Source organism: Natronospirillum operosum, assembly GCF_004768465.1.
Classification (GTDB): Bacteria; Pseudomonadota; Gammaproteobacteria; order Pseudomonadales; family Natronospirillaceae; genus Natronospirillum; species Natronospirillum operosum.
The window spans coordinates 95,112-114,739 of record NZ_SRMF01000010.1 but is presented as its reverse complement, the minus strand read 5'-3'; the positions used below and the strand labels follow the sequence as shown (position 1 = coordinate 114,739).

The window sequence follows — 19,628 nt, the reverse complement described above, 5'->3', positions numbered from 1 at the left end:
CGGTAGCTGAGGTGTTGCTGCGCCGGGCGCCTGCCTATTCGAGGTCTGCCAGCGGATTGGGCTGCGGCAGGGGTTCGAAGTGGGCATCGACAAACTGCTGCTCCACCGATTCCACATCCGGATAACGCCAGCGCGGCTGCTTGTCCTTGTCGATGAGCAGGGCCCGGACCCCTTCCTGAAACTCGCCCAGGCGGCAGCAGTTGACGGCCAGTTCCAGCTCGGCACGGAACACCTCTGCCAGCGACCAGTGGCGGGCCCGCTGCAGTTGGTGATTGATCACATGCGCTGCCGTGGGGCTGCCCTGACGCAAGTTGGCAGCAGCCTGTTGCAACCAGGGGTCGTTGTCGGTCAGGCCGCAAATGGCATGCACGGTTTCCGCCAGGGTAGGGTGGTCCACCAGGTCGTTGATGCGGTCCAGATGCTGGCGCAGGGGGCTGGCCGGCAGTTGCTTGCGTATGCCGGCATTGCCCAGATGGCTGTAGCCGCGCAGCAGGCGATCCAGTCGGGCCTGATCCTGATGCGGGTCGCCGGACCAGTGCTCATCACGCATGGCCTGCAGCACGCGCTCGTGGGCACCATGCGGTATGAAGCGATCGGCGAGCCCGGCAAAGAGCGCATCACTGGCATTCAGATGGGCGGCGGTCAGGGCCACAAAGCGGCCGCTGTGGCCCGGCATGCGGTTGAGAAACCAACTGCCGCCGACATCGGGGAACAGGCTGATGGTGATTTCCGGCATGGCAATGCGCGTTTGCTCGGTCACCACCCGGGTGCCGGCGCCGACCATCAGCCCCAGGCCGCCGCCCATGACGATGCCGTTGCCCCAGCAGATCAGCGGTTTGGGAAACACATGAATCATGTGGTCCAGTCGGTATTCGTGGCTGAAATAGTCCAGTGCTTCGTCTTCCGCGTAGCGGTCTTCGGAGGTCATCGAGAGATAGACCTGCACCACGTCGCCGCCGGCGCAGAAAGCCCGGTCGCCCTCGCCATCCAGCCAGACGGCCACGATGTTGGGGTCCTCGGCCCAGCGCGGCAACTGCTCCAGCAGCAGGCCGATCATGTCGCGGCCCAGCGCATTCAGGGCGCGAGGGCGATTGAGGGTGGCGCGCCCAAGGCGAAACTGACCATGCGGGCCGAGCGGAATTTCGCTGAACAGCACGGGGGGCTCCGTGCGTTGGTCTTCGGATCTGGACATGACTGTGTGCTCCTGGCTCTGTGTCAGCGGTTCTGCCAGTTGGGTTCCCGTTTCTCCAGAAAGGCCTGCACGCCTTCTTTCTGGTCGTCGGTGCGGAACAGGTCGACAAACAGATCCCGTTCGCGCATCAGGGCCGAGTTGTGGTCGCCGGAGCGCGTGTGCTGAATCAGGGTCTTGCAGGCCACCACGGAAGCCGGGCTCTGGCGGCAGGACATCTGCGCCAGTTCCAGCGCTTTGACACGAGCCTCGCCGGCGCCGACCACTTCTTCCACCAGACCGATCTGCAGCGCCTGACTGGCATCCACACGTTCACCGCAGAGGATGATGCGCTTGGCCCAGCCTTCGCCGACCAGTCGCGTCAGGTTCTGTGTGCCGCCGGCACAGGGCAGCAGGCCGACCCGCGCTTCCGGCAGCGCCATCACGGCGGTCTCGTCGGCCACCCTCAGGTCACAGGCCAGGGCCACCTCCAGGCCACCGCCCATGGCCCAGCCATTGATGGCGGCCACGGTGAGGCCGCGGAATGAAGTCAGGGTTTCAAAGGCGGAGCCGAAGGCCCGGGCCGCAGTGGTGGCCTGGGTAGCGTCGCCGTCGGCAAACTGCTTCACGTCGGCGCCGGCAGAGAAGAACCGCTCACTGCCACTGGCCAGTACCAGGGCACGCACTTCCTCGTCGTCGATGAGCTGATCCAGCATGACTCTGAAGTCGTGCAACAACTCCGGCGTCCAGGTGTTGGCCGGCGGGTTGTTCATGGTGATGATGGCGACGGCACCATCCCGCTCCAGTTGCATGGTTGAGCCTTGTTCGCGCTCGCTAGTCATACGGCCTCCTGTTGTCCTGTGGCAGGGCGGCAGGCCCTGACAAACAGTCGTGGAACCTCAGAGCAGTCTGCCGGCCTCCTCGGCCAGCAGGCGACGGGCAATGATGACCCGCATGATCTCGTTGGTGCCTTCCAGTATCCGGTGCACCCGCGCATCGCGCAGATGCCTTTCGGCCGGATACTCTCTAATGTAGCCGTAACCGCCGAATAATTGCAGTGCATCGTCACAGACGCGGTAGCCGGCATCGGTTGCAAAGCGTTTGGCCATGGCACAGTAGGCGCTGGCTTCGGGGTCGGCATGGTCCAGCCGGTAGGCGGCCAGCCGAATCATCTGCCGCGCAGCGACCAGGTCCGTGACCATGTCGGCGAGCTTGAACTGCAGGCCCTGAAAGTCGGCGAGCGGGCGCCCAAACTGCCGCCGCTCCAGCACATGGGCGCGGGCCTCGTCGAGTGCGGCCTGGGCCGTACCCAGGGCACAGGTGGCAATATTGATACGGCCGCCATCCAGCCCCTGCATGGCAAAGCGGAAGCCTTCGCCTTCCGCGCCCAGGCGGTTGGTGGCCGGAATGCGCACGCTGTCAAAGGTAATGGCGCAGGTGGGCTGGCTTTTCCAGCCCAGCTTGTCTTCCGGCTTGCCGACCGCGACCCCGGCCGCATCGGCCGGCACCACAAAGGCGGAAATACCGGCAGCGCCGTCGCCCCCGGTGCGCGCCATCACCACCAGCACCTGGGTAGCCCCGGCGCCGGAGATGAACATCTTGGTGCCGGTCAGCACATAGTCGTCACCCTGGCGCTCGGCCCGGGTCTGCAGCGACGCCGCATCGGACCCGGAGCCGGGTTCGGTCAGGCAGTAGGAGCCCAGCACCTCGCCGCTGACCATGCGCGGCACCCACTCGCCGGCCAGGCCCTCCGAGCCGAAGCGGGCAATCATCCAGGTCACCATGTTCTGCACGGTCAGGTAGGCGGTAGTGGAGGTGCAGCCCATGGCCAGCTGTTCGAAAATCAGACTGGAATCCAGACGCGACAGGCCGAGCCCGCCCTGATCCGTGGGTGTATAGAGGCCGCAGAAGCCCATGTCCGCCGCCCGGCGGATGACGTCGGTGGGGAATTCGCAGTCTGCATCCCAGCGCGCGGCATGGGGTGCCAGTTCCTTCTCGGAGAACTGGCGCGCGGACTCGACATAGGCGCGTTGATCTTCAGTCAGGTCATAGTGCATGGCAGTGTTCGGGCTGTAAGCCCCGGTTTCCATTTGGCTGTCTTGTTTGGTCTCGAAATTAGCACAGGTTGACGTTTACGCAAACGTAAAGCTGAGTTAGGCTTGCCGACAACTGAGACCAAACTGTAAAGCCTGAGCACCATGACCGTCATGCCGGACACCAAACAGCAGACCTGGACCATCAACGAACTCTCGCGGGAGTTCGATATCACACCGCGCAGTATTCGCTTCTACGAGTCCGAAGGTCTGCTGGCGCCGGCACGGGAAGGGCAGAAGCGCATCTACGCGCGCAAGGACCGAGTGCGGCTGAAACTGATTCTGCGCGGCAAGCGACTGGGTTTTTCGCTGGCCGAGACGCGCGAGCTGTTTGAACTCTATGACGAGTCCAACGGCAACAATGACCGGCAACTGAGCGTGATGATTCGCAAGGTGCGCGAACGCCAGGCGGCGCTGCAACAGCAACTGGTGGACCTGCGCATCGTGCAGGAAGAGCTGCGCAATGCCGAAGCGCGCTGCTGGAATTCCATGAGTGCCGATGGCCAGACCCGGCTGCGTGATGAACTGGACAACCAAGGTGGACCACAATGATAACGCCCTACAAGGCTCTGAATTTCGGGCTGGATGACACCATCGACATGGTGCGCGACCAGGTCAATGCGTTTGCACGGGAAGAAATCGCACCGCGCGCGGCAGAGATTGACGAGAAGAACGAATTTCCGGCAGATCTGTGGCGCAAGCTGGGGGATCTCGGTGTGCTCGGCATCACCGTGCCGGAAGCCGATGGCGGTGCCGGCATGGGGTATCTGGCCCATGTGGTGGTGATGGAGGAGATCAGTCGTGCCTCGGCCTCGGTGGCGCTGTCCTACGGGGCGCATTCCAATCTCTGTGTGAATCAGATTCGTCGCCACGGCACGGCCGAGCAGAAAGCCAAATACCTGCCCGGGCTGATTTCCGGCGAGCATGTCGGGGCTCTGGCGATGAGCGAGCCGGGCGCGGGTTCCGATGTGGTCAGCATGAAGCTGCGCGCCGAGAAAATGGGCGACCACTATGTGCTGAACGGCAACAAGATGTGGATCACCAACGGCCCGGATGCCGAAACCTATGTGGTTTATGCCAAGACGGACCCGGCCGCCGGCTCGAAGGGCATTTCCGCCTTTGTCATCGAGCGTGGTTTTGCCGGTTTCAGCCAGGCGCAGAAGCTCGACAAGTTGGGCATGCGCGGCTCCAACACCTGTGAGCTGGTGTTCGACAACTGCAAGGTACCGGCGGAGAACCTGCTGGGCGAAGAAGGCCGCGGTGTACAGGTACTGATGAGCGGCCTGGATTATGAGCGCGTCGTGCTGGCCGGCGGCCCGCTGGGCATCATGCAGGCCTGCATGGATGTGGTGGTGCCCTATGTGCACGACCGCAAGCAGTTTGGTCAGGCCATTGGAGAATTCCAGCTGGTGCAAGGCAAGCTGGCCGACATGTACACCACGCTGAATGCCTGCCGCGCCTATGTGTATACCGTGGCCATGGCCTGCGACCGGGGCGAAACCGCGCGCAAGGATGCTGCAGGGGCTATCCTGTATGCAGCAGAGAAGGCCACGCAGATGGCGCTGGATGCGATTCAGTTGCTGGGCGGCAATGGCTACATCAATGAATACCCGACCGGACGGTTGCTGCGCGACGCCAAGCTGTACGAGATCGGCGCCGGCACCTCCGAGATTCGCCGCATGCTGATCGGGCGGGAGTTGTTCAACGAATCGTGAGCGCCTGTAGGCTGTGGCCCTCGGCCACGCAGAATCTGTAGGCTGTGGCCCTCGACCACGCAGAATCTGTAGGCTGTGGCCCTCGGCCACGCATGGCGCCCTGGCCCCAATGCGTGAGCAAGCTCACAGCCTACAACGGAGGCTATGAACATGAACAACAGGAGCCCAGTGTGACCACAGCAGTCAACGTGAACAGCGACGAGTTCCGCAGGAACCAGCAGGCCATGCAGGCCCTGGTCGATGATCTGCAGGAAAAGGTCAGCAGCTTCCGGCAGGGCGGCGGTGAAGAGAAGCAGCGCCGCCACACTGACCGCGGCAAACTCCTGCCCCGGGAACGCGTGCGCCGGTTGCTGGACGACGGCTCGCCGTTTCTGGAGATCGGCCAGTTCGCGGCCTGGAACGTCTATGACGACGACATACCCTGTGCCGGTGTGATCGCCGGCATCGGGCGCGTCGAGGGCGTCGAGTGCATGATCGTGGCCAATGATGCCACGGTGAAGGGTGGCACCTACTACCCGCTGACGGTCAAGAAACACCTGCGGGCCCAGGCCATAGCGCAGCAGAACCGGCTCCCCTGCATCTATCTGGTCGATTCCGGCGGTGCCAACCTGCCGCAGCAGGATGAAGTCTTCCCCGACCGCGAGCACTTCGGGCGCATCTTTTTCAACCAGGCCAACATGTCCGCCGAGGGCATACCGCAGATTGCCGTCGTCATGGGGCTCTGTACCGCCGGCGGCGCCTATGTGCCGGCCATGGCGGACGAATCCATTATCGTGCGCAATCAGGGCACCATCTTTCTGGCTGGCCCGCCGCTGGTGAAGGCCGCTACCGGTGAGGTGGTCAGTGCCGAAGAACTGGGTGGTGCCGATGTGCACTGCAAGGTCTCCGGGGTGGCCGACCACTATGCTGAGAACGACCTGCATGCCCTGCATCTGGCACGTCGTGCCGTGGCGCGCCTGAACCACCGCAAACCAGTACCGGACAACCAGGCGACACCCGTGCCGCCCCGGCATGATCCGAAAGAGCTGTACGGCATTGTCGGCACTGATCTGCGCAAGTCCTATGATGTGCACGAAGTGATCAGCCGCATTGTGGATGACTCGGTCTTTGACGAGTTCAAGCCGCTCTACGGCAGCACTCTGGTCACCGGCTTTGCGTGCCTGCACGGGCATCCGGTCGGTATTATTGCCAACAACGGCGTGCTGTTCAGCGAATCGGCCCTGAAGGGGGCCCATTTCATCGAACTGTGCACCCAACGTCATATTCCTCTGATATTTCTGCAGAACATCACCGGCTTCATGGTGGGGCGCCAGTACGAGGCCGAAGGCATTGCCAAGAATGGCGCCAAGCTGGTTACCGCGGTAGCCTGTGCCCGAGTACCCAAGCTGACCGTCATCATTGGCGGCAGCTATGGCGCCGGCAACTACGGGCTCTGCGGCCGGGCCTATGACCCCAACTTCCTCTGGATGTGGCCCAATGCCCGCATCTCGGTCATGGGCGGTGAACAGGCAGCCGGAGTCATGGCTCAGGTGCGGCGGGATGCCCTGGAAGCCAGGGGCGAAAATTGGAGCGCCGACGATGAAAAGGCCTTCAGGGAGCCCATCCGCAAACAGTACGAGACCCAGGGGCACCCCTACTATGCGAGTGCACGCCTGTGGGATGATGGCATTATAGACCCGGCTCAGACACGGGAAGTACTGGCTCTGAGCCTGTCTGCCTGTCTGAACAAACCCATTGCAGACACACGTTTCGGTGTGTTCAGGATGTGAATCATGACTGAGGACTTTCTGTTACAGGAACTGGACGAACGCGGGGTGTTGCACCTCACCATCAATCGCCCGGACAAGCGCAATGCCTTTGACGATGCGCTGATTGAAGAGCTGATCGTTGAACTGAAGGAGGCGGCTGAAACACCCGAAGTCAAGATCGTGCAACTCGGTGGTGCTGGCAACCACTTCAGTGCTGGCGCCGATCTGGGCTGGATGCAGCGCATGATCGACAACGACTATGCGGACAACGTCACCGATGCGCGTCGGCTCGCGGAGCTGATGAACACTCTCTACCACATGCCGCAGCCTACTCTGGCCGTGGTACAGGGTGCTGCCTTCGGTGGTGCCGTAGGTCTGGTGAGCTGCTGTGACATGGTGCTGGCCGCCGACGATGCCCGCTTCTGCCTCAGCGAAGTCAAGGTTGGGCTGATGCCGGCCACCATACTGCCGTATGTCACCCGTGCCATCGGTGAGCGTCAGGCCCGGCGCTACTGCCTGAGTGCGGAGGTGATTGAGGCCGAGCAGGCGCTCACACTGGGCCTGGTGCACAAGCTGGTGCCGGCTTTGCAACTGGAGGCAGCGGCCTCCAACTGGGCCGATGTGGTGCTGAGCAATCGGCATCCGGCCGTGCTGCAGGCCAAGGATCTGATTCTGTCCATTAGCGACCACGCTATCGATGATGAGTTGCTGGATGAAATCAGTGAGCGCATTGCCACCGTGCGGGTCTCCGAGGACGGTCAGGCCGGCCTGAAGCAGTTCCTGAAAAAACAGTAATACGCTGCCGGCCCCGCGCCGGCGCCCAACAGGAAGGCGCACCCATGTTCAGCAAGATACTGATTGCCAACCGAGGCGAGATTGCCTGTCGGGTCATGCGGACCTGTCGCGAGCTGGGTATCCGTACCGTGGCGGTCTACTCCGCAGCCGATCAGCAGGCGCAGCATGTGCAGATGGCCGATGAAGCCGTTCTGCTCGGCCCGGCTCCGGCCCGCGAGTCCTACCTGCGGGCTGACAAGGTGCTGGCTGCGGCACAGCAGACCGGTGCCCAGGCCATACACCCCGGCTATGGCTTTCTGTCCGAGAATGCAGAGTTTGCCCGCGCCTGCGAGTCCGCAGGCATTGTCTTTATCGGCCCGCCGGCCAGTGCCATTGAAGCCATGGGCTCCAAGAGTGCGGCCAAGGCGCTGATGGAGCAGGCCGGCGTGCCTCTGGTGCCGGGCTATCATGGTGCCGATCAGAACCCGCAGCGCCTGCGTCAGGCCGCTGACGAGATCGGCTACCCGGTCATGCTGAAGGCCGTGCAGGGTGGCGGTGGCAAGGGTATGCGCGTGGTCGGCCGGGCGGAGGATTTCGCCGAGGCGGCGACAGCGGCGCGGCGCGAAGGCGAGAACGCCTTTGGCAATGGGGACCTGCTGGTCGAAAAATGCGTGCTGGCGCCGCGCCATGTGGAAATTCAGGTGTTTACCGACACCCAGGGCAATGCAGTTTATATGGCCGAGCGCGACTGCTCGTTGCAGCGACGGCACCAGAAGGTCATTGAGGAAGCACCGGCACCCGGCATGACGGAGGACCTGCGTCAGGCCATGGGGGCAGCTGCCGTGCGTGCCGCTCTGGCCATTGACTATGTCGGGGCCGGTACCGTGGAGTTTCTGCTCGACCGCGACGGCAGCTTCTATTTCATGGAAATGAATACCCGGCTGCAGGTCGAGCATCCGGTAACCGAGATGATCACCGGGCAGGACCTGGTTGCCTGGCAGTTGCAGGTGGCCAGCGGGCAGCCGCTGCCGCTGAGTCAGTCCGACCTTCGCCTGTCGGGCCATGCGGTGGAAGCCCGCATCTATGCCGAGGATGCCGAACACGGTTTTCTGCCGGCCACCGGCACGCTCCACTGCCTGCGCCCGCCGGCCGAAGTCGACGGCGTCAGAATTGATACGGGCGTGGTGCAGGGTGATGAGGTCAGCATGTACTACGACCCCATGATCGCCAAGCTGATCGTGCATGCCGACACCCGGGAGGCTGCACTGCAGCGCCTGGCCCAGGCACTGGCCGACTATCAGGTGGATGGCGTGGTGACCAATATCCCGTTTCTGCGGCGCCTGGTCCTGCACCCCGATTTTATTGCCGGCGACCTGGATACCGGCTTTATCGGCACGCGGGAAGCAGAGCTGCTGGCCACGCCGACAGCGGATGCGACCCTGAGTCAGATGGCGGGGGCCCTGCATCAGGCCCTGCTCGAGCGCGAGGCTGCGCAGTCGCGCGACCTATGGAGCCAGCCGGTGGGCTGGCAGCTCAATCAGCCGGCGCAACGCTGCATCGAGGTGGAGTGCCAGGGCGAAATCACAGCCGTTACGCTGGAAGCGGAGCGGGCCTGCGTCACCCGACTGGACGAGACCCGGGCGCAGGTGACAGTGAACGGCCACCTGCACTCGGCAGGCTGGTTTACCAGGGATCGCGGCACACCGCGACACCTGACACTGTTTGTGGACGGCCGACCCTGGCATATGGTCTGTCAGCCGGTGGCAGAGCACCTGTCCACAGGCGGCGACGAAGATCATTCTCTGACGGCTCCCATGAATGGCACAGTAGTGTCTATACTGGTGGACACAGGGCAGGCCGTGACGGCCGGACAGGCGCTGATGGTGCTGGAAGCCATGAAGATGGAGCTCAGCATTCGCGCCCCGGCCGACGGCACTGTCGAAACCCTCTGGTTTCAGCCCGGTGAGGCAGTAAGCGCCGGTGCCGAATTGCTGGCCTTTGTGCCGGCTGAGGAGACAGTGGAATGAGATTACCCCGTCAGGTCAGACTGGTTGAAATGGGGCCGCGTGACGGCCTGCAGAATGAAACCCACCCGCTGGCCGTTGTTGACAAGGTAAGACTGATCGAGCGGCTCGCGGATACCGGGCTCAAACACATCGAGTCAGGTAGTTTCGTGTCACCGGAATGGGTGCCGCAGATGGCCGACTCTGCCGACGTGCTGCGCCAGATCAATCGCCGACCCGGCGTTATCTATTCCGCCCTGACGCCCAATATGCGCGGGTTCGAGGATGCCGTGGCGGCCGGTGCCGACGAAGTGGCCGTGTTCGCCGCAGCTTCGGAGACTTTCAGTCGGCGCAATATCAATTGTTCCATTCAGGAAAGCCTCGACCGTTTCAGGCCCGTGCTGGAAGCGGCCCGCAAGCAGAAGATCCGCGTGCGCGGCTATGTCTCCACCGTGGTCGGTTGCCCCTACGAGGGGAGAGTGCCTCCGGATGCCGTGGCTCGGGTCGCTGCAGCCCTGCATGAAATGGGCTGCTATGAGATTTCCCTCGGCGACACGCTGGGTGTGGGCACGCCGCTGTCGGTAAAGGGCATGCTGCATGCCGTGAGCGAAAAGGTGCCAGTAGAGGCGCTGGCGGTACATTTTCACGACACTTACGGTCAGGCCATCGCCAATATCTATGCCGCGCTGGAAGAGGGCGTCAGCGTGATCGACAGCTCCGTCGCGGGCCTTGGTGGCTGCCCCTATGCGCCGGGTGCGGCTGGTAATGTTGCCACCGAAGACGTGCTTTATCTGCTGCAGGGGCTGGGTATTCGCACCGATGTCGACCTCAAGGCGATGGCCAAGGTCGGCACAGCCATCTGCGAACGCCTGGAGCGGCACAATCGCTCCAAGGTCGGGCTGGCGCTGCAGGCGCGGGAGCATCACAGTAAAAGTTGAGTAGCCAGAAGGTAGGAAGGTAGACAGAGGACAGAAGACGGTCGACAGTTATACAGCGCCAACCCGACAAATCGTGCAAGTCGTTCAGTGCTTGCCAACCTGAAGTGGGTCGTTGTATCTAGATACGCCCACCACTGTCATCTGTCGACCGTCTACTGTCGACTATCTTGGTCTACCGTCTACTGTCTTCTATCGACCGTCTACTGTCTACTAACCTAGAGGTTTATTGCGCTTTGCCCCCGACTCCCCTAACCTCCACGTGAATATCTGATACAGGAAACGGCATGGAACCCTGGGTAATCTGGCTGGCCCTGGCGCTGGTGTTGCTGGCGGTGGATATCGTCGTGGCCGGTGGGGCCAGTGGTATTCTGCTGGTGCTGGCGCTGATGTCCTTCGCTGGTGTGCTGGCGGCCCTGCTGGGGCTTGATGTGAACGCGCAAATGGCTTTCGCCGCTGTATCCGGGTTGATCTTCATCCCGGTGGTCATTCTGATCATGCGGCGCATCACGGGGCGCCGCAACAGCCAGCACAGCGAGGGCAGGCTGGCTGATGAAACCTATGCACTGCAGCAGGATGGTGAACGTCTGGTCGTCAAGGCGCTGGGCGACACCTACCCGGTGAAGCCGGACCCGGCCCATGCCGGTACCGAGCTGATGCCCGGCCAGCAGGTGCGCATTCTGCGCTTTGAAGGCATTACCGCCATAGTGCGCCCCGAGTCGGGCCAGAGTCAGCCAAACTCTTCATGAGGCGGCCCTGAGCCGCCCTGATGCCGAACAAAACCCCCGGCAGCAGTACTTGCCGGGGCAGCAACTACATACTGTCTTGAAACCGACCTACGGAGACCGAGGTCCATGAACGAATTTACCGATTTTACAGGTTTCGGCCTGATTGTACTGCTCACAGTCGTCATCATTCTGCTGGTCATCAAGGGTCTGACCCTGGTGCCACAGCGCCGATCCATGGTGATCGAGCGGCTGGGCAAGTTCCATCGGGTGCTCGAGCCGGGCCTCAACTTTCTGGTGCCCTTTATTGATCAGGCCCGTCAGATCACCATTCTGCGCTTCGAGAATGGTCAGCCGGTAGTCCGTATCGACCGCCAGATCGACATGCGGGAGATCGTGCTCGACTTTCCGGCCCAGGCTGTCGTCACGCAGGACAACGTCAATGTGCAGATCGACGGCGTGCTGTACTACCAGATCATGGATTCCCAGGCCGCTGTCTATGGTACCGAGAATCTGGTGCTGGCCATTCAGACCCTGGCCCAGACTTCCCTGCGTTCGGAAATCGGCACCATGGAACTGGACAAGATTTTCGAGTCGCGGCACGAGATCAATGGCCGGCTGCAGTCCACCATGGATGAAGCCGGCAACAAGTGGGGCGTGAAGGTCAACCGGGTGGAAATCCGCGATATCACCATGCCGGACGAGATTCGCGAGGCCATGAACCAGCAGATGGTGGCCGAGCGTAATCGCCGGGCTCAGGTCAGAACGGCCGAGGGCTACAAGCAGGCCGAAATTCTGAAAGCGGAAGGCGACAAGCAGTCCGTTATCCTGAATGCGGAAGGTGACCGCGAAGCCGCCGTGGCCAAGGCCGAGGGTGACAAGCGGGCAGCGGTCCTGCATGCCGAGGGTGAAGCCAAGGCGATCCGCCATATCGTGGAAGCCATTCAGGACAAGACCAATGACCCCTCCATGGCCATCAACTACCTGATTGCCAAGGACTATATCGACATGCTGCCGCAGATCGCGAAAGAGGGCGATCGCGTATTCGTGCCGGTTGAGGCGTCCAATCTCATGGGCTCTGTCGGCGGTATTCGCGAGCTGCTGGGCCCGGGTGCCGTCAGTGGCGGCAGCGGTAACAGCCAGGGCTGAGCATGCGGCAATACCAGGTTGAGGACCTGATCAGGCTGTTCAACAGCCTGTTCCGGGACCGCTACCAGACCGAACTGATCGCCGGGGATGACGAGCCGGTCTATCTCCCGGCGGACGCCACGCATCCGTGTCATAGGATCCTGTTTGCGCACGGCTTCTTTGCCAGTGCCCTGCACGAAATAGGGCACTGGTGCGTGGCGGGGTCGGCGCGGCGCCAACTGGAGGATTTCGGCTACTGGTACAAGCCGGACGGCCGTACTCCGGCCGAGCAGATCGAGTTCGAGCGGGTCGAGGTGCGACCGCAGGCCTATGAATGGATCTTCGCTGCCGCTGCCGGGCACCCGTTTCATTTCAGTGCCGACAATATCAGCGGCGGCTGCGGGCCATCGGCATCCTTCAAGGCCAATGTGCGGCAGGAAGTCAGGCGTCTGCTGGCGCAGGGCCTCAATACCCGGCCGCAACTGCTGGTCGAGGCTCTGACCGCATTCTACGCCGTCAGTCCCCGCGAGTTCGAGCAGCAACTGCCCATTCATGCAGGCCGCAAAACTGTGACAAAGCTCAGTCGCCAGCCTGCCTAGACAGGGCTAAACTCGGCTCTCCTTAAAGCCGGATGTGCGGCACACGGAGAGCCTGATATGACAAGCCCCCTCGCCATTGAAACCCGACAACTGGTCAAGGTGTTCGGCACCAATCGCGCCGTCGACGGCGTCGACCTGCGTGTGCCTCAGGGCACCGTCTATGGCGTGCTGGGCCCCAACGGCGCCGGCAAGACCACCACACTCAGAATGCTGGCCACCCTGCTCAAACCCGACGGCGGCGAAGCCCTGGTACTGGGGCACAATGTGGCCACGGAAGCGGCAGCAGTGCGGCAGCGCATCAGCCTGACCGGGCAGTTTGCTTCTGTCGATGAAGACCTCACCGGTCTGGAAAACCTGCGGCTGCTGGCCGGTCTGCTCGGATTCCGCCGCCGTGACGGCCGCGCCCGGGCAGAAGAGCTGCTGCAGGGGTTCGGGCTGGCCGAGGCTGCCGGGCAGCAGGTGAAATACTATTCCGGCGGCATGCGCCGGCGTCTCGATATTGCGGCTTCCATTCTGGTCACGCCCGACCTGCTGTTTCTGGATGAGCCCACGACCGGCCTGGACCCGCGCTCGCGCAACCAGGTGTGGGACATCGTGCGCGCCCTGACCCGGGGCGGCACTACAGTGCTGCTGACCACGCAGTATCTGGAAGAAGCCGACCAGTTGGCGGAGCGTATTGCCGTCATCGACCATGGTCGGGTCATTGCCGAAGGTACTTCGGCCGAGCTGAAGGCCTCGGTCGGTACCAGTGTGCTGCATGTCAGTGTGCTGTCGGCCGACCAGCGTGAACCGGCGGCGCGGGTATTGCGCGAGCAACTGGGCATAGAGCCCTATGCCGAAGCCGACCCCACGGCGCTGACGCTGCAACTGGATGATACCCGGCATGCTCCCCGGGCGCTGAATGCGCTGACCGAGGCCGATATCCCGCTGCGCAGTTTCTCGCTGGGGCAGCCCAGCCTGGATGAAGTATTCATGGCCCTGACCGGGCATCCAGCCGAACCGGAGACCGACACCATGGAGGTGACCGCATGAGCGATCAGAAGCTTGCCCCGATGACTGAACCCGAAACCGGCGCTCTGTTCGATGCCGACCTGCAGCAGGCCATCAGTCGCCGTGCTGCACCGCGTCGCCCCGGACCGGTGTCCAATGCCACCATGTTCGGCTGGCGTGCGCTGCTGAAAATCAAGCATGTGCCCGAACAGCTGTTCGACGTGGTGGTGACGCCCATCATGTTCACGGTCATGTTCACCTACCTGTTTGGCGGTGCACTGGCCGGGTCGACTATCGACTACCTGCAGTTTCTGCTGCCGGGCATACTGGCGCAGACCGTCATCTTCACCACCATCTATACGGGGGTAACGCTGAACACCGATATCTCCAAGGGCATCTATGACCGCTTCAAATCGATGCCGATCTGGGGCCCGTCGCCGCTGGTCGGGGCCATGCTGGGTGATTTCCTGCGTTATACCGGCTCTTCCATCATTGTGGTTCTGATCGGGCTGCTGATGGGCTTTCGGCCTGAGGCCGGGCTGGCAGGGGTGCTGTACTCCATGGTGCTGCTGAATGTATTTGCCTTCGGTATCGGCTGGATCTTCACCACCCTGGGGCTGCTGATGCGCACACCGGGCACCGTCATGACCATCAGCTGGATTGTCCTGATGCCGCTGACGTTCGCCTCCAATGTGTTTGTCGACCCGGCGACCATGCCCGGCTGGCTGCAGGCGGTGGTCAATGCCAACCCGGTATCGCATCTGGTGTCGGCCATTCGGGAATTGATGGCGGGCACCGCCACCCTGTCCGGCCTGCTGCTGGCGCTGGCACTGCCGGCCTTTATTACGGTGGTTTTCGCACCGCTGGCCATGGTGCTGTACCGGCGCCCCAGATGATCTGAAACAGCGCTCCAACTGATCTCCTTCAAAGTGTAAAGAGCCCGTAATGGCGGGCTCTCAGCTCCTCCTGTCCTGTTGAAGCCGGATGCGCAGACCCCATTAAGTGAGCAGAGGCGGACGTCTCGCAGAGAGTCCGTCTCGGCGTGGCCACTGCGCCTGAACTGGGCAGTGTGCCCGCCTGACAATGAGTGACATTAATCAGATATCGCTTCTGAAGGAGGATATTGCCATGAACACCATTGATCTGACTCCGCTGTACCGCAGCACCATCGGTTTTGACCGCTTCGGTTCACTGCTGGATTCCGTACTGCGCAATGACCAGCACTCTGCCGGTTATCCGCCGTACAATATCGAGGTGACCGATGAAAATCGCTACGCCGTGACGCTGGCTGTGGCTGGCTTCGAGCGCAGCGAACTGGACATCCAGGTGGAGCGCGGTGTACTGACTGTCCGTGGTCGCAAAGCCGAAGACAGTGACGACCGCCAGTACCTGTATCAGGGTATTGCGACGCGCACTTTCGAGCGCAAGTTCAGCCTGGCGGACCATGTCGAAGTGCGCGGGGCCAACCTGAGCAACGGCCTGCTCACCATCAACCTGGTGAAGGAAGTGCCGGAAGCCATGAAGCCCAAGAGCATTGACATCGACGTGGACGATCAGCAGGCACTGGAGCACCAGCCTCAGGAGAAGCCCCAGGCTGGCAAGGTTGAAACCGAGAAGGCCGGCAAGAAAGCCGCCTGATCGGTTGCTAGCAGTCTGAGAAGACCACACGTTAATCCTGTCGTTACAGGGCAGTGGACCTCCGCTGCCCTTGTTTTTTGCCCGTTTTTTTGTCTGGTCTTGGTCCCTCTAGTAGACTGTCGCCTTGCCTCGGATTGATCTGTTCCTCATGCCCCGGACCGGTAAGCCATGACCACTTCTGATATCAAAGTCGGCCCCCGCCAGCAGCGCTCGGTATGCCCGCTCGATTGCCCGGATGCCTGTGCCCTGCAGGTAACTGTGGACTCGGAGCCATCTGCAGACGGCACTTCGAGCCCGGTGATCACCCGGGTCGGCGGTCACCCGGATCACCCCGTGACCCGGGGTGCCATCTGCCACAAGGTGCAGCGCTTTCCGCAGCGGGTACACAGCCCGGAGCGGGTACTGACGCCGCTGCGCCGGCGCTCTGACCGACCCAAGGGTCTGGGCCAACGCCCGGCCTTCGACGATTTCGAGCCCATCAGCTGGGCCGAGGCTTGTCGGGACATCGGTCAGCGCTTCCGCGACATCATTCGCACGCACGGCGCAGAGGCCATTCTGCCGTACAGCTTCTACGGCAACATGGGCGTGTTGAACAGTGAATCCATGGACCGGCGCTTTTTCAACCGCCTCGGAGCCAGCAAGCTGGCTCGTACCATCTGCAATTCAGCAGCTGCCGAAGGCTATGCCCACACCATGGGCGCGACCGCCGGCGTCGACCCGGAAGACACGCCCCATGCTCGGCTGATCATCATCTGGGGCTGCAACATTGTCAGCACCAACATGCATCAGGTCATGCTGGCCAACGAGGCCCGCCAACAGGGCGCGCGCATTGTCTGCATCGACGTGCATCACAACCGCACCGCGCGCTGGGCCGATGAAAGCCATATCCTGCGCCCGGGCACGGATGCGGCCCTGGCGCTCGGCATGATGCACATCCTGTTTCGTGATGGCCTGACCGATGACGCCTTTCTGCGTGAGCACGCACTGGGAGTGGACGCCCTGCGCGCCGAAGTACAGCAGTGGACGCCGGAGCACACGGCGGCCGTGACCGGGCTGGAAGTGTCGGCCATCGAGCATCTGGCGCATCTGTACGGTACCACCAGCCCCTCGCTGCTGCGTATCGGCAATGGGCTGCAGCATCATGACAATGGCGGCATGATCATCCGCACGCTGAGCTGTCTGCCGGCCCTGACCGGCCAGTGGGGCAGGCGCGGTGGCGGTGCCCTGAAAGGCAACGGCTGGTATGCGCAGTTCAATGCGCAGGCCCTGCGGCGGCCGGATCTGCATCCCAGCCCCGAGGCCCGCACCTTCAACATGAACGAGCTGGGTGCGGCCCTGCTGGCAGCCGACCCGCCGGTACAGGCGCTGTTTGTCTACAACAGCAACCCGGTTCAGGTCACCCCCGACCAGAGCCGGGTGCGTGCCGGGTTGCAGCGGGATGATCTGTTCACCGTGGTGCATGACCTGTTTCTGACCGATACCTGCGGCTATGCCGATATCGTGCTGCCGGCGACCAGTCATTTCGAGAATCTGGATCTGTACAAGTCCTACTGGCATCTCTATGTACAGCTCAGCGAACCCGTGCTGCCGCCGCAGGGCGAGGCGCGTTCCAATGTACAGCTGTTCCGGGATCTGGCGGCCGAGATGGGCTTTACCGACCCCTGTTTTCAGGACACCGAGGAAGACCTTGTACGTCAGGCTCTGGACAGCCCCAGCCCCTACCTGCAGGGCATCACGCTGGAATCCTTGCGCACGCACGGCTGGCAGCGGCTCAAGGTGCCGGATATTGGACTGTATCCGCAACATATTCCGACCGCTTCCGGGCGCATCGAGCTGTACTCGCAGCGCCTGGCGGATCTGGGATTGCCGCCACTGCCGGCCCACACGCCGCTGCAGGAGCCGGAAGGCCATCCCTACTGGTTGATCACGGCACCCAACCACCGCTTTCTGAATTCCACCTGTGCCGAGGACGAGAAACTGCAGCGTCTGGAAGGCAACACGCCAACCGTGATCATGCACCCCGATACCGCTGCCCGGGAGGGCATTGCAACGGGGGATCGGGTCGGGCTGTTCAACGAGCGAGGCAGTGTGGAACTGACAGCGAAAGTGGCTGCCGAGGTGCTGCCCGAGACTCTGGTCACGCTGGGTCTGTGGCGGGACAGCCCGGAGCAGGGCCTGCAGGCGGTGAATCATCTGACCCCGTCGCGGCCAGCCGACATGGGCGGGGGCGCCACCTTCTTTTCTACCCGGGTCAGCCTGCGCCCTGCGACTGCGGCATGAAGGCCCGCGGATCGCGCGGAAAGAAGCGGTCGGGCAGGCGGTCCAGCGGTGACAGCCGGCGGGTGTTCTTGTACGGCAGTTTCATGTAGCCCGAGACGCCCAGGCCGACGATCTGCGGAATGGCGGCCACGATGCGTTCCAGTGCGGCGCTGAAGTCGGCCTCCCGCATGGGATCCAGCAGCACATAGTAGTTGTGCACCTTGAGGTGGGTGGGCATGGCCTCGAAGATGATCAGCCCGGTGTGCCGGATATCATTCAGAAAGACGATCTCGTCCATGATGGCCTGTGGCAGATCCAGCGATTCGTCCGGGTCTTCCCCGTCCTCGAAATAGGAGTGGTTGCGCGTGCTGTCCTCGCTGGTCGGGGCTGTATGCACGGCAAAGGGAATGCGCAGCTCTGGCGGTGGCTGGAAGGGTACCTCGGGCCCGGCCCGCTCCACGTGCAGGGTGACACGGGCATCGAACATGCAGCACTTGAACACGCCCTGGCGGTGGATGGCACGCCCCAGCGTCACCATGTTGTTGACCGCCTGCACAAAGGGCGCCCGCAGCTCCGGGTCGTGCAGGTTGAGGCTGGAGTCCATGTAGACCCCGTCTTCCTCCCAGTGTACGGCCAGACCGCCGACAATGGGGAACTTGCCGAGCCGGCTGACCGCAGCCAGAAAGGCGCGTTCGGTCGGCCCCATGCCGTGCATGAAGTTCTTGTAGTACTTTTCCAGCTCCACATCATCGACCTGGGCCAGCAGGTAGGGGTCCAGCTGTTCTTCGCGCAGAAAGCTGCGTCTTGAACTGTAGACCACGGTTTCCATGGGCCCTTCGTTGTCGAAGGTCCAGACCGGGATCTGGGGTTTCTCTGCCGGATTGGGCAGCTCCGGCACCACGATGCGTGCCATGCGGTGCATCTGTGCCATCAGGTAATCGCCGGCGCGGCGCCGTGCGGCCGGTTCACCCGCCAGCAGCATTTGCAGCGTGCGCGCGAATTCCTGCGGCAGGTTCAGTGCCGTGGCCGGCATGGCTTCGTAGCCGTAGCGGCAGGGCAGACCCGAGGCGATGGCATACAGGGTGGCGGCGGCACCCTGTTCATCAAAGCGGGGCGAGCTGAGGCCGCCATTGAGCTGATCCTCGCCAATGAAATAGACATCACCCAGCTTGGCGTTGGTGGACTGGTTGTCGGCACTCATCAGGCCGAGCTGAGCGGGCCCGACGGGCTGGCCGTTGGCGTCCAGCTGCGCAAACACACTGGAACCCCAGTCGACCAACCACATCTTTTCCTGCTCCGGGTCGAACACGATATTGGAGGGCTTGATGTCGCCATGCACTATGGGCATGTCCTGCCCGTCACGCCGGTAGTTGCGCAGGGCCTGCAGCACATCGATCAACTGGGTGGCGATACGCATGACCAGCCGGGGTGAGAGGCGACCATGGCGGATGGCGTAGCGTTCCAGGTCCAGGCCGCGGGCACGCTCCATCATCAGCACGGACTGCCGGCCAAGGCGGGTGTATTCCTGTACCTTGGGAATATGCGGGTGCTGCACCTGGTTCTGCATCCAGGCTTCTTCCTCCAGCCGGTCCTGCACCGTCTGCGGCAGGTTGATACGCGAGAACTTGAACACAAAGTCGCCGCCCTCGGCATCCCGGCCACCGAACACGAAGCCGTAGGCGCCCTTGCCGATCATCTCGATATCGTGGAAACCGAGCTGCGACAATTGCGCCTGACAGAGGTGCACCCAGTCCCTGATCTTCTGAGCGTCCTGATGGCTCATCAGATACAGGGACTGATCTTCGTTGATGTAGAACTGCTGCAGTACCTGCGGTGCTTCGGTCATGCTGTCA

At 62.6% G+C, this 19,628-nt stretch carries 17 protein-coding genes; 13 read left to right on the top strand and 4 right to left on the bottom strand.

Annotated features, from left to right (window positions below; genetic code table 11):
* Positions 1-34 precede the first annotated feature (34 nt).
* From E4656_RS17375 to E4656_RS17365, 3 genes are read right to left on the bottom strand one after another with little or no spacing between them, the layout of a single operon-like run.
* A complete protein-coding gene (locus E4656_RS17375; protein ID WP_135484580.1) occupies positions 35-1,192 on the bottom strand; it encodes an enoyl-CoA hydratase/isomerase family protein in 1,158 nt (385 codons plus the stop codon).
* Positions 1,193-1,215: 23 nt separating this feature from the next.
* Complete coding sequence (locus tag E4656_RS17370) at positions 1,216-2,010, bottom strand: enoyl-CoA hydratase (RefSeq protein WP_135484579.1); 795 nt, start codon at positions 2,008-2,010, stop codon at positions 1,216-1,218.
* Positions 2,011-2,067: 57 nt separating this feature from the next.
* Positions 2,068-3,225 carry an acyl-CoA dehydrogenase family protein gene (locus E4656_RS17365; RefSeq protein WP_135484593.1) on the bottom strand — a complete coding sequence of 386 codons (1,158 nt, stop codon included), beginning with the start codon at positions 3,223-3,225 and terminating at the stop codon, positions 2,068-2,070.
* Positions 3,226-3,366: 141 nt separating this feature from the next.
* Between E4656_RS17365 and E4656_RS17360 the strand changes: the two genes are divergently transcribed.
* The 13 genes from E4656_RS17360 (at position 3,367) to E4656_RS17300 (ending at position 17,796) form a co-directional block, all read left to right on the top strand.
* Complete coding sequence (locus E4656_RS17360; protein ID WP_276605989.1) at positions 3,367-3,813, top strand: MerR family transcriptional regulator; 447 nt, start codon at positions 3,367-3,369, stop codon at positions 3,811-3,813.
* Positions 3,810-4,976: an isovaleryl-CoA dehydrogenase gene (locus E4656_RS17355; protein ID WP_135484578.1), complete on the top strand. Its 1,167-nt coding sequence runs from the start codon at positions 3,810-3,812 to the stop codon at positions 4,974-4,976. Before E4656_RS17360 ends, E4656_RS17355 begins: the two co-directional genes overlap by 4 nt.
* Positions 4,977-5,146: 170 nt before the next feature.
* Positions 5,147-6,745, top strand: coding sequence for a carboxyl transferase domain-containing protein (locus tag E4656_RS17350; protein WP_420812694.1), 1,599 nt, complete (start codon positions 5,147-5,149; stop codon positions 6,743-6,745).
* A 3-nt stretch (positions 6,746-6,748) separates the two neighbouring features.
* Positions 6,749-7,519, top strand: coding sequence for an enoyl-CoA hydratase-related protein (locus tag E4656_RS17345; RefSeq protein ID WP_135484576.1), 771 nt, complete (start codon positions 6,749-6,751; stop codon positions 7,517-7,519).
* 44 nt (positions 7,520-7,563) lie between these two features.
* On the top strand, positions 7,564-9,525 hold the full coding sequence (locus E4656_RS17340; protein ID WP_135484575.1) for an acetyl-CoA carboxylase biotin carboxylase subunit: 1,962 nt from the start codon (positions 7,564-7,566) through the stop codon (positions 9,523-9,525).
* On the top strand, positions 9,522-10,439 hold the full coding sequence (locus E4656_RS17335; RefSeq protein ID WP_135484574.1) for a hydroxymethylglutaryl-CoA lyase: 918 nt from the start codon (positions 9,522-9,524) through the stop codon (positions 10,437-10,439). Before E4656_RS17340 ends, E4656_RS17335 begins: the two co-directional genes overlap by 4 nt.
* A 284-nt stretch (positions 10,440-10,723) precedes the next feature.
* Entirely contained in the window at positions 10,724-11,185 is a 462-nt protein-coding gene (locus tag E4656_RS17330; protein WP_135484573.1) for an NfeD family protein, read from the top strand.
* A gap of 105 nt (positions 11,186-11,290) precedes the next feature.
* Entirely contained in the window at positions 11,291-12,310 is a 1,020-nt protein-coding gene (locus E4656_RS17325; protein ID WP_135484572.1) for an SPFH domain-containing protein, read from the top strand.
* Between the two features lie 2 nt (positions 12,311-12,312).
* Complete coding sequence (locus E4656_RS17320) at positions 12,313-12,888, top strand: elongation factor P hydroxylase (RefSeq protein WP_135484571.1); 576 nt, start codon at positions 12,313-12,315, stop codon at positions 12,886-12,888.
* A gap of 57 nt (positions 12,889-12,945) precedes the next feature.
* Complete coding sequence (locus E4656_RS17315; RefSeq protein WP_135484570.1) at positions 12,946-13,920, top strand: ATP-binding cassette domain-containing protein; 975 nt, start codon at positions 12,946-12,948, stop codon at positions 13,918-13,920.
* Entirely contained in the window at positions 13,917-14,774 is an 858-nt protein-coding gene (locus E4656_RS17310) for an ABC transporter permease (protein ID WP_205849258.1), read from the top strand. Before E4656_RS17315 ends, E4656_RS17310 begins: the two co-directional genes overlap by 4 nt.
* A 232-nt stretch (positions 14,775-15,006) precedes the next feature.
* Positions 15,007-15,516, top strand: a complete 510-nt coding sequence (locus E4656_RS17305) for an Hsp20 family protein (protein WP_135484569.1) — start codon at positions 15,007-15,009, stop codon at positions 15,514-15,516.
* Between the two features lie 168 nt (positions 15,517-15,684).
* Positions 15,685-17,796 carry a molybdopterin-dependent oxidoreductase gene (locus tag E4656_RS17300; protein ID WP_135484568.1) on the top strand — a complete coding sequence of 704 codons (2,112 nt, stop codon included), beginning with the start codon at positions 15,685-15,687 and terminating at the stop codon, positions 17,794-17,796.
* Here E4656_RS17300 and E4656_RS17295 read toward each other — a convergent pair.
* On the bottom strand, positions 17,768-19,621 hold the full coding sequence (locus E4656_RS17295; RefSeq protein ID WP_135484567.1) for a protein kinase domain-containing protein: 1,854 nt from the start codon (positions 19,619-19,621) through the stop codon (positions 17,768-17,770). The genes E4656_RS17300 and E4656_RS17295 overlap by 29 nt on opposite strands.
* Positions 19,622-19,628: the final 7 nt, after the last annotated feature.

Excerpts from the sequence above, each read along its gene's own strand:
- E4656_RS17375 (WP_135484580.1), bottom strand. The coding sequence starts at position 1,192 with ATGTCCAGATCCGAAGACCAACGCACGGAGCCCCCCGTGCTGTTCAGC.
- E4656_RS17370 (WP_135484579.1), bottom strand. The coding sequence starts at position 2,010 with ATGACTAGCGAGCGCGAACAAGGCTCAACCATGCAACTGGAGCGGGAT.
- E4656_RS17365 (WP_135484593.1), bottom strand. The coding sequence starts at position 3,225 with ATGCACTATGACCTGACTGAAGATCAACGCGCCTATGTCGAGTCCGCG.
- E4656_RS17360 (WP_276605989.1), top strand. The coding sequence starts at position 3,367 with ATGACCGTCATGCCGGACACCAAACAGCAGACCTGGACCATCAACGAA.
- E4656_RS17355 (WP_135484578.1), top strand. The coding sequence starts at position 3,810 with ATGATAACGCCCTACAAGGCTCTGAATTTCGGGCTGGATGACACCATC.
- E4656_RS17345 (WP_135484576.1), top strand. The coding sequence starts at position 6,749 with ATGACTGAGGACTTTCTGTTACAGGAACTGGACGAACGCGGGGTGTTG.
- E4656_RS17340 (WP_135484575.1), top strand. The coding sequence starts at position 7,564 with ATGTTCAGCAAGATACTGATTGCCAACCGAGGCGAGATTGCCTGTCGG.
- E4656_RS17335 (WP_135484574.1), top strand. The coding sequence starts at position 9,522 with ATGAGATTACCCCGTCAGGTCAGACTGGTTGAAATGGGGCCGCGTGAC.
- E4656_RS17330 (WP_135484573.1), top strand. The coding sequence starts at position 10,724 with ATGGAACCCTGGGTAATCTGGCTGGCCCTGGCGCTGGTGTTGCTGGCG.
- E4656_RS17325 (WP_135484572.1), top strand. The coding sequence starts at position 11,291 with ATGAACGAATTTACCGATTTTACAGGTTTCGGCCTGATTGTACTGCTC.
- E4656_RS17320 (WP_135484571.1), top strand. The coding sequence starts at position 12,313 with ATGCGGCAATACCAGGTTGAGGACCTGATCAGGCTGTTCAACAGCCTG.
- E4656_RS17315 (WP_135484570.1), top strand. The coding sequence starts at position 12,946 with ATGACAAGCCCCCTCGCCATTGAAACCCGACAACTGGTCAAGGTGTTC.
- E4656_RS17310 (WP_205849258.1), top strand. The coding sequence starts at position 13,917 with ATGAGCGATCAGAAGCTTGCCCCGATGACTGAACCCGAAACCGGCGCT.
- E4656_RS17305 (WP_135484569.1), top strand. The coding sequence starts at position 15,007 with ATGAACACCATTGATCTGACTCCGCTGTACCGCAGCACCATCGGTTTT.
- E4656_RS17300 (WP_135484568.1), top strand. The coding sequence starts at position 15,685 with ATGACCACTTCTGATATCAAAGTCGGCCCCCGCCAGCAGCGCTCGGTA.
- E4656_RS17295 (WP_135484567.1), bottom strand. The coding sequence starts at position 19,621 with ATGACCGAAGCACCGCAGGTACTGCAGCAGTTCTACATCAACGAAGAT.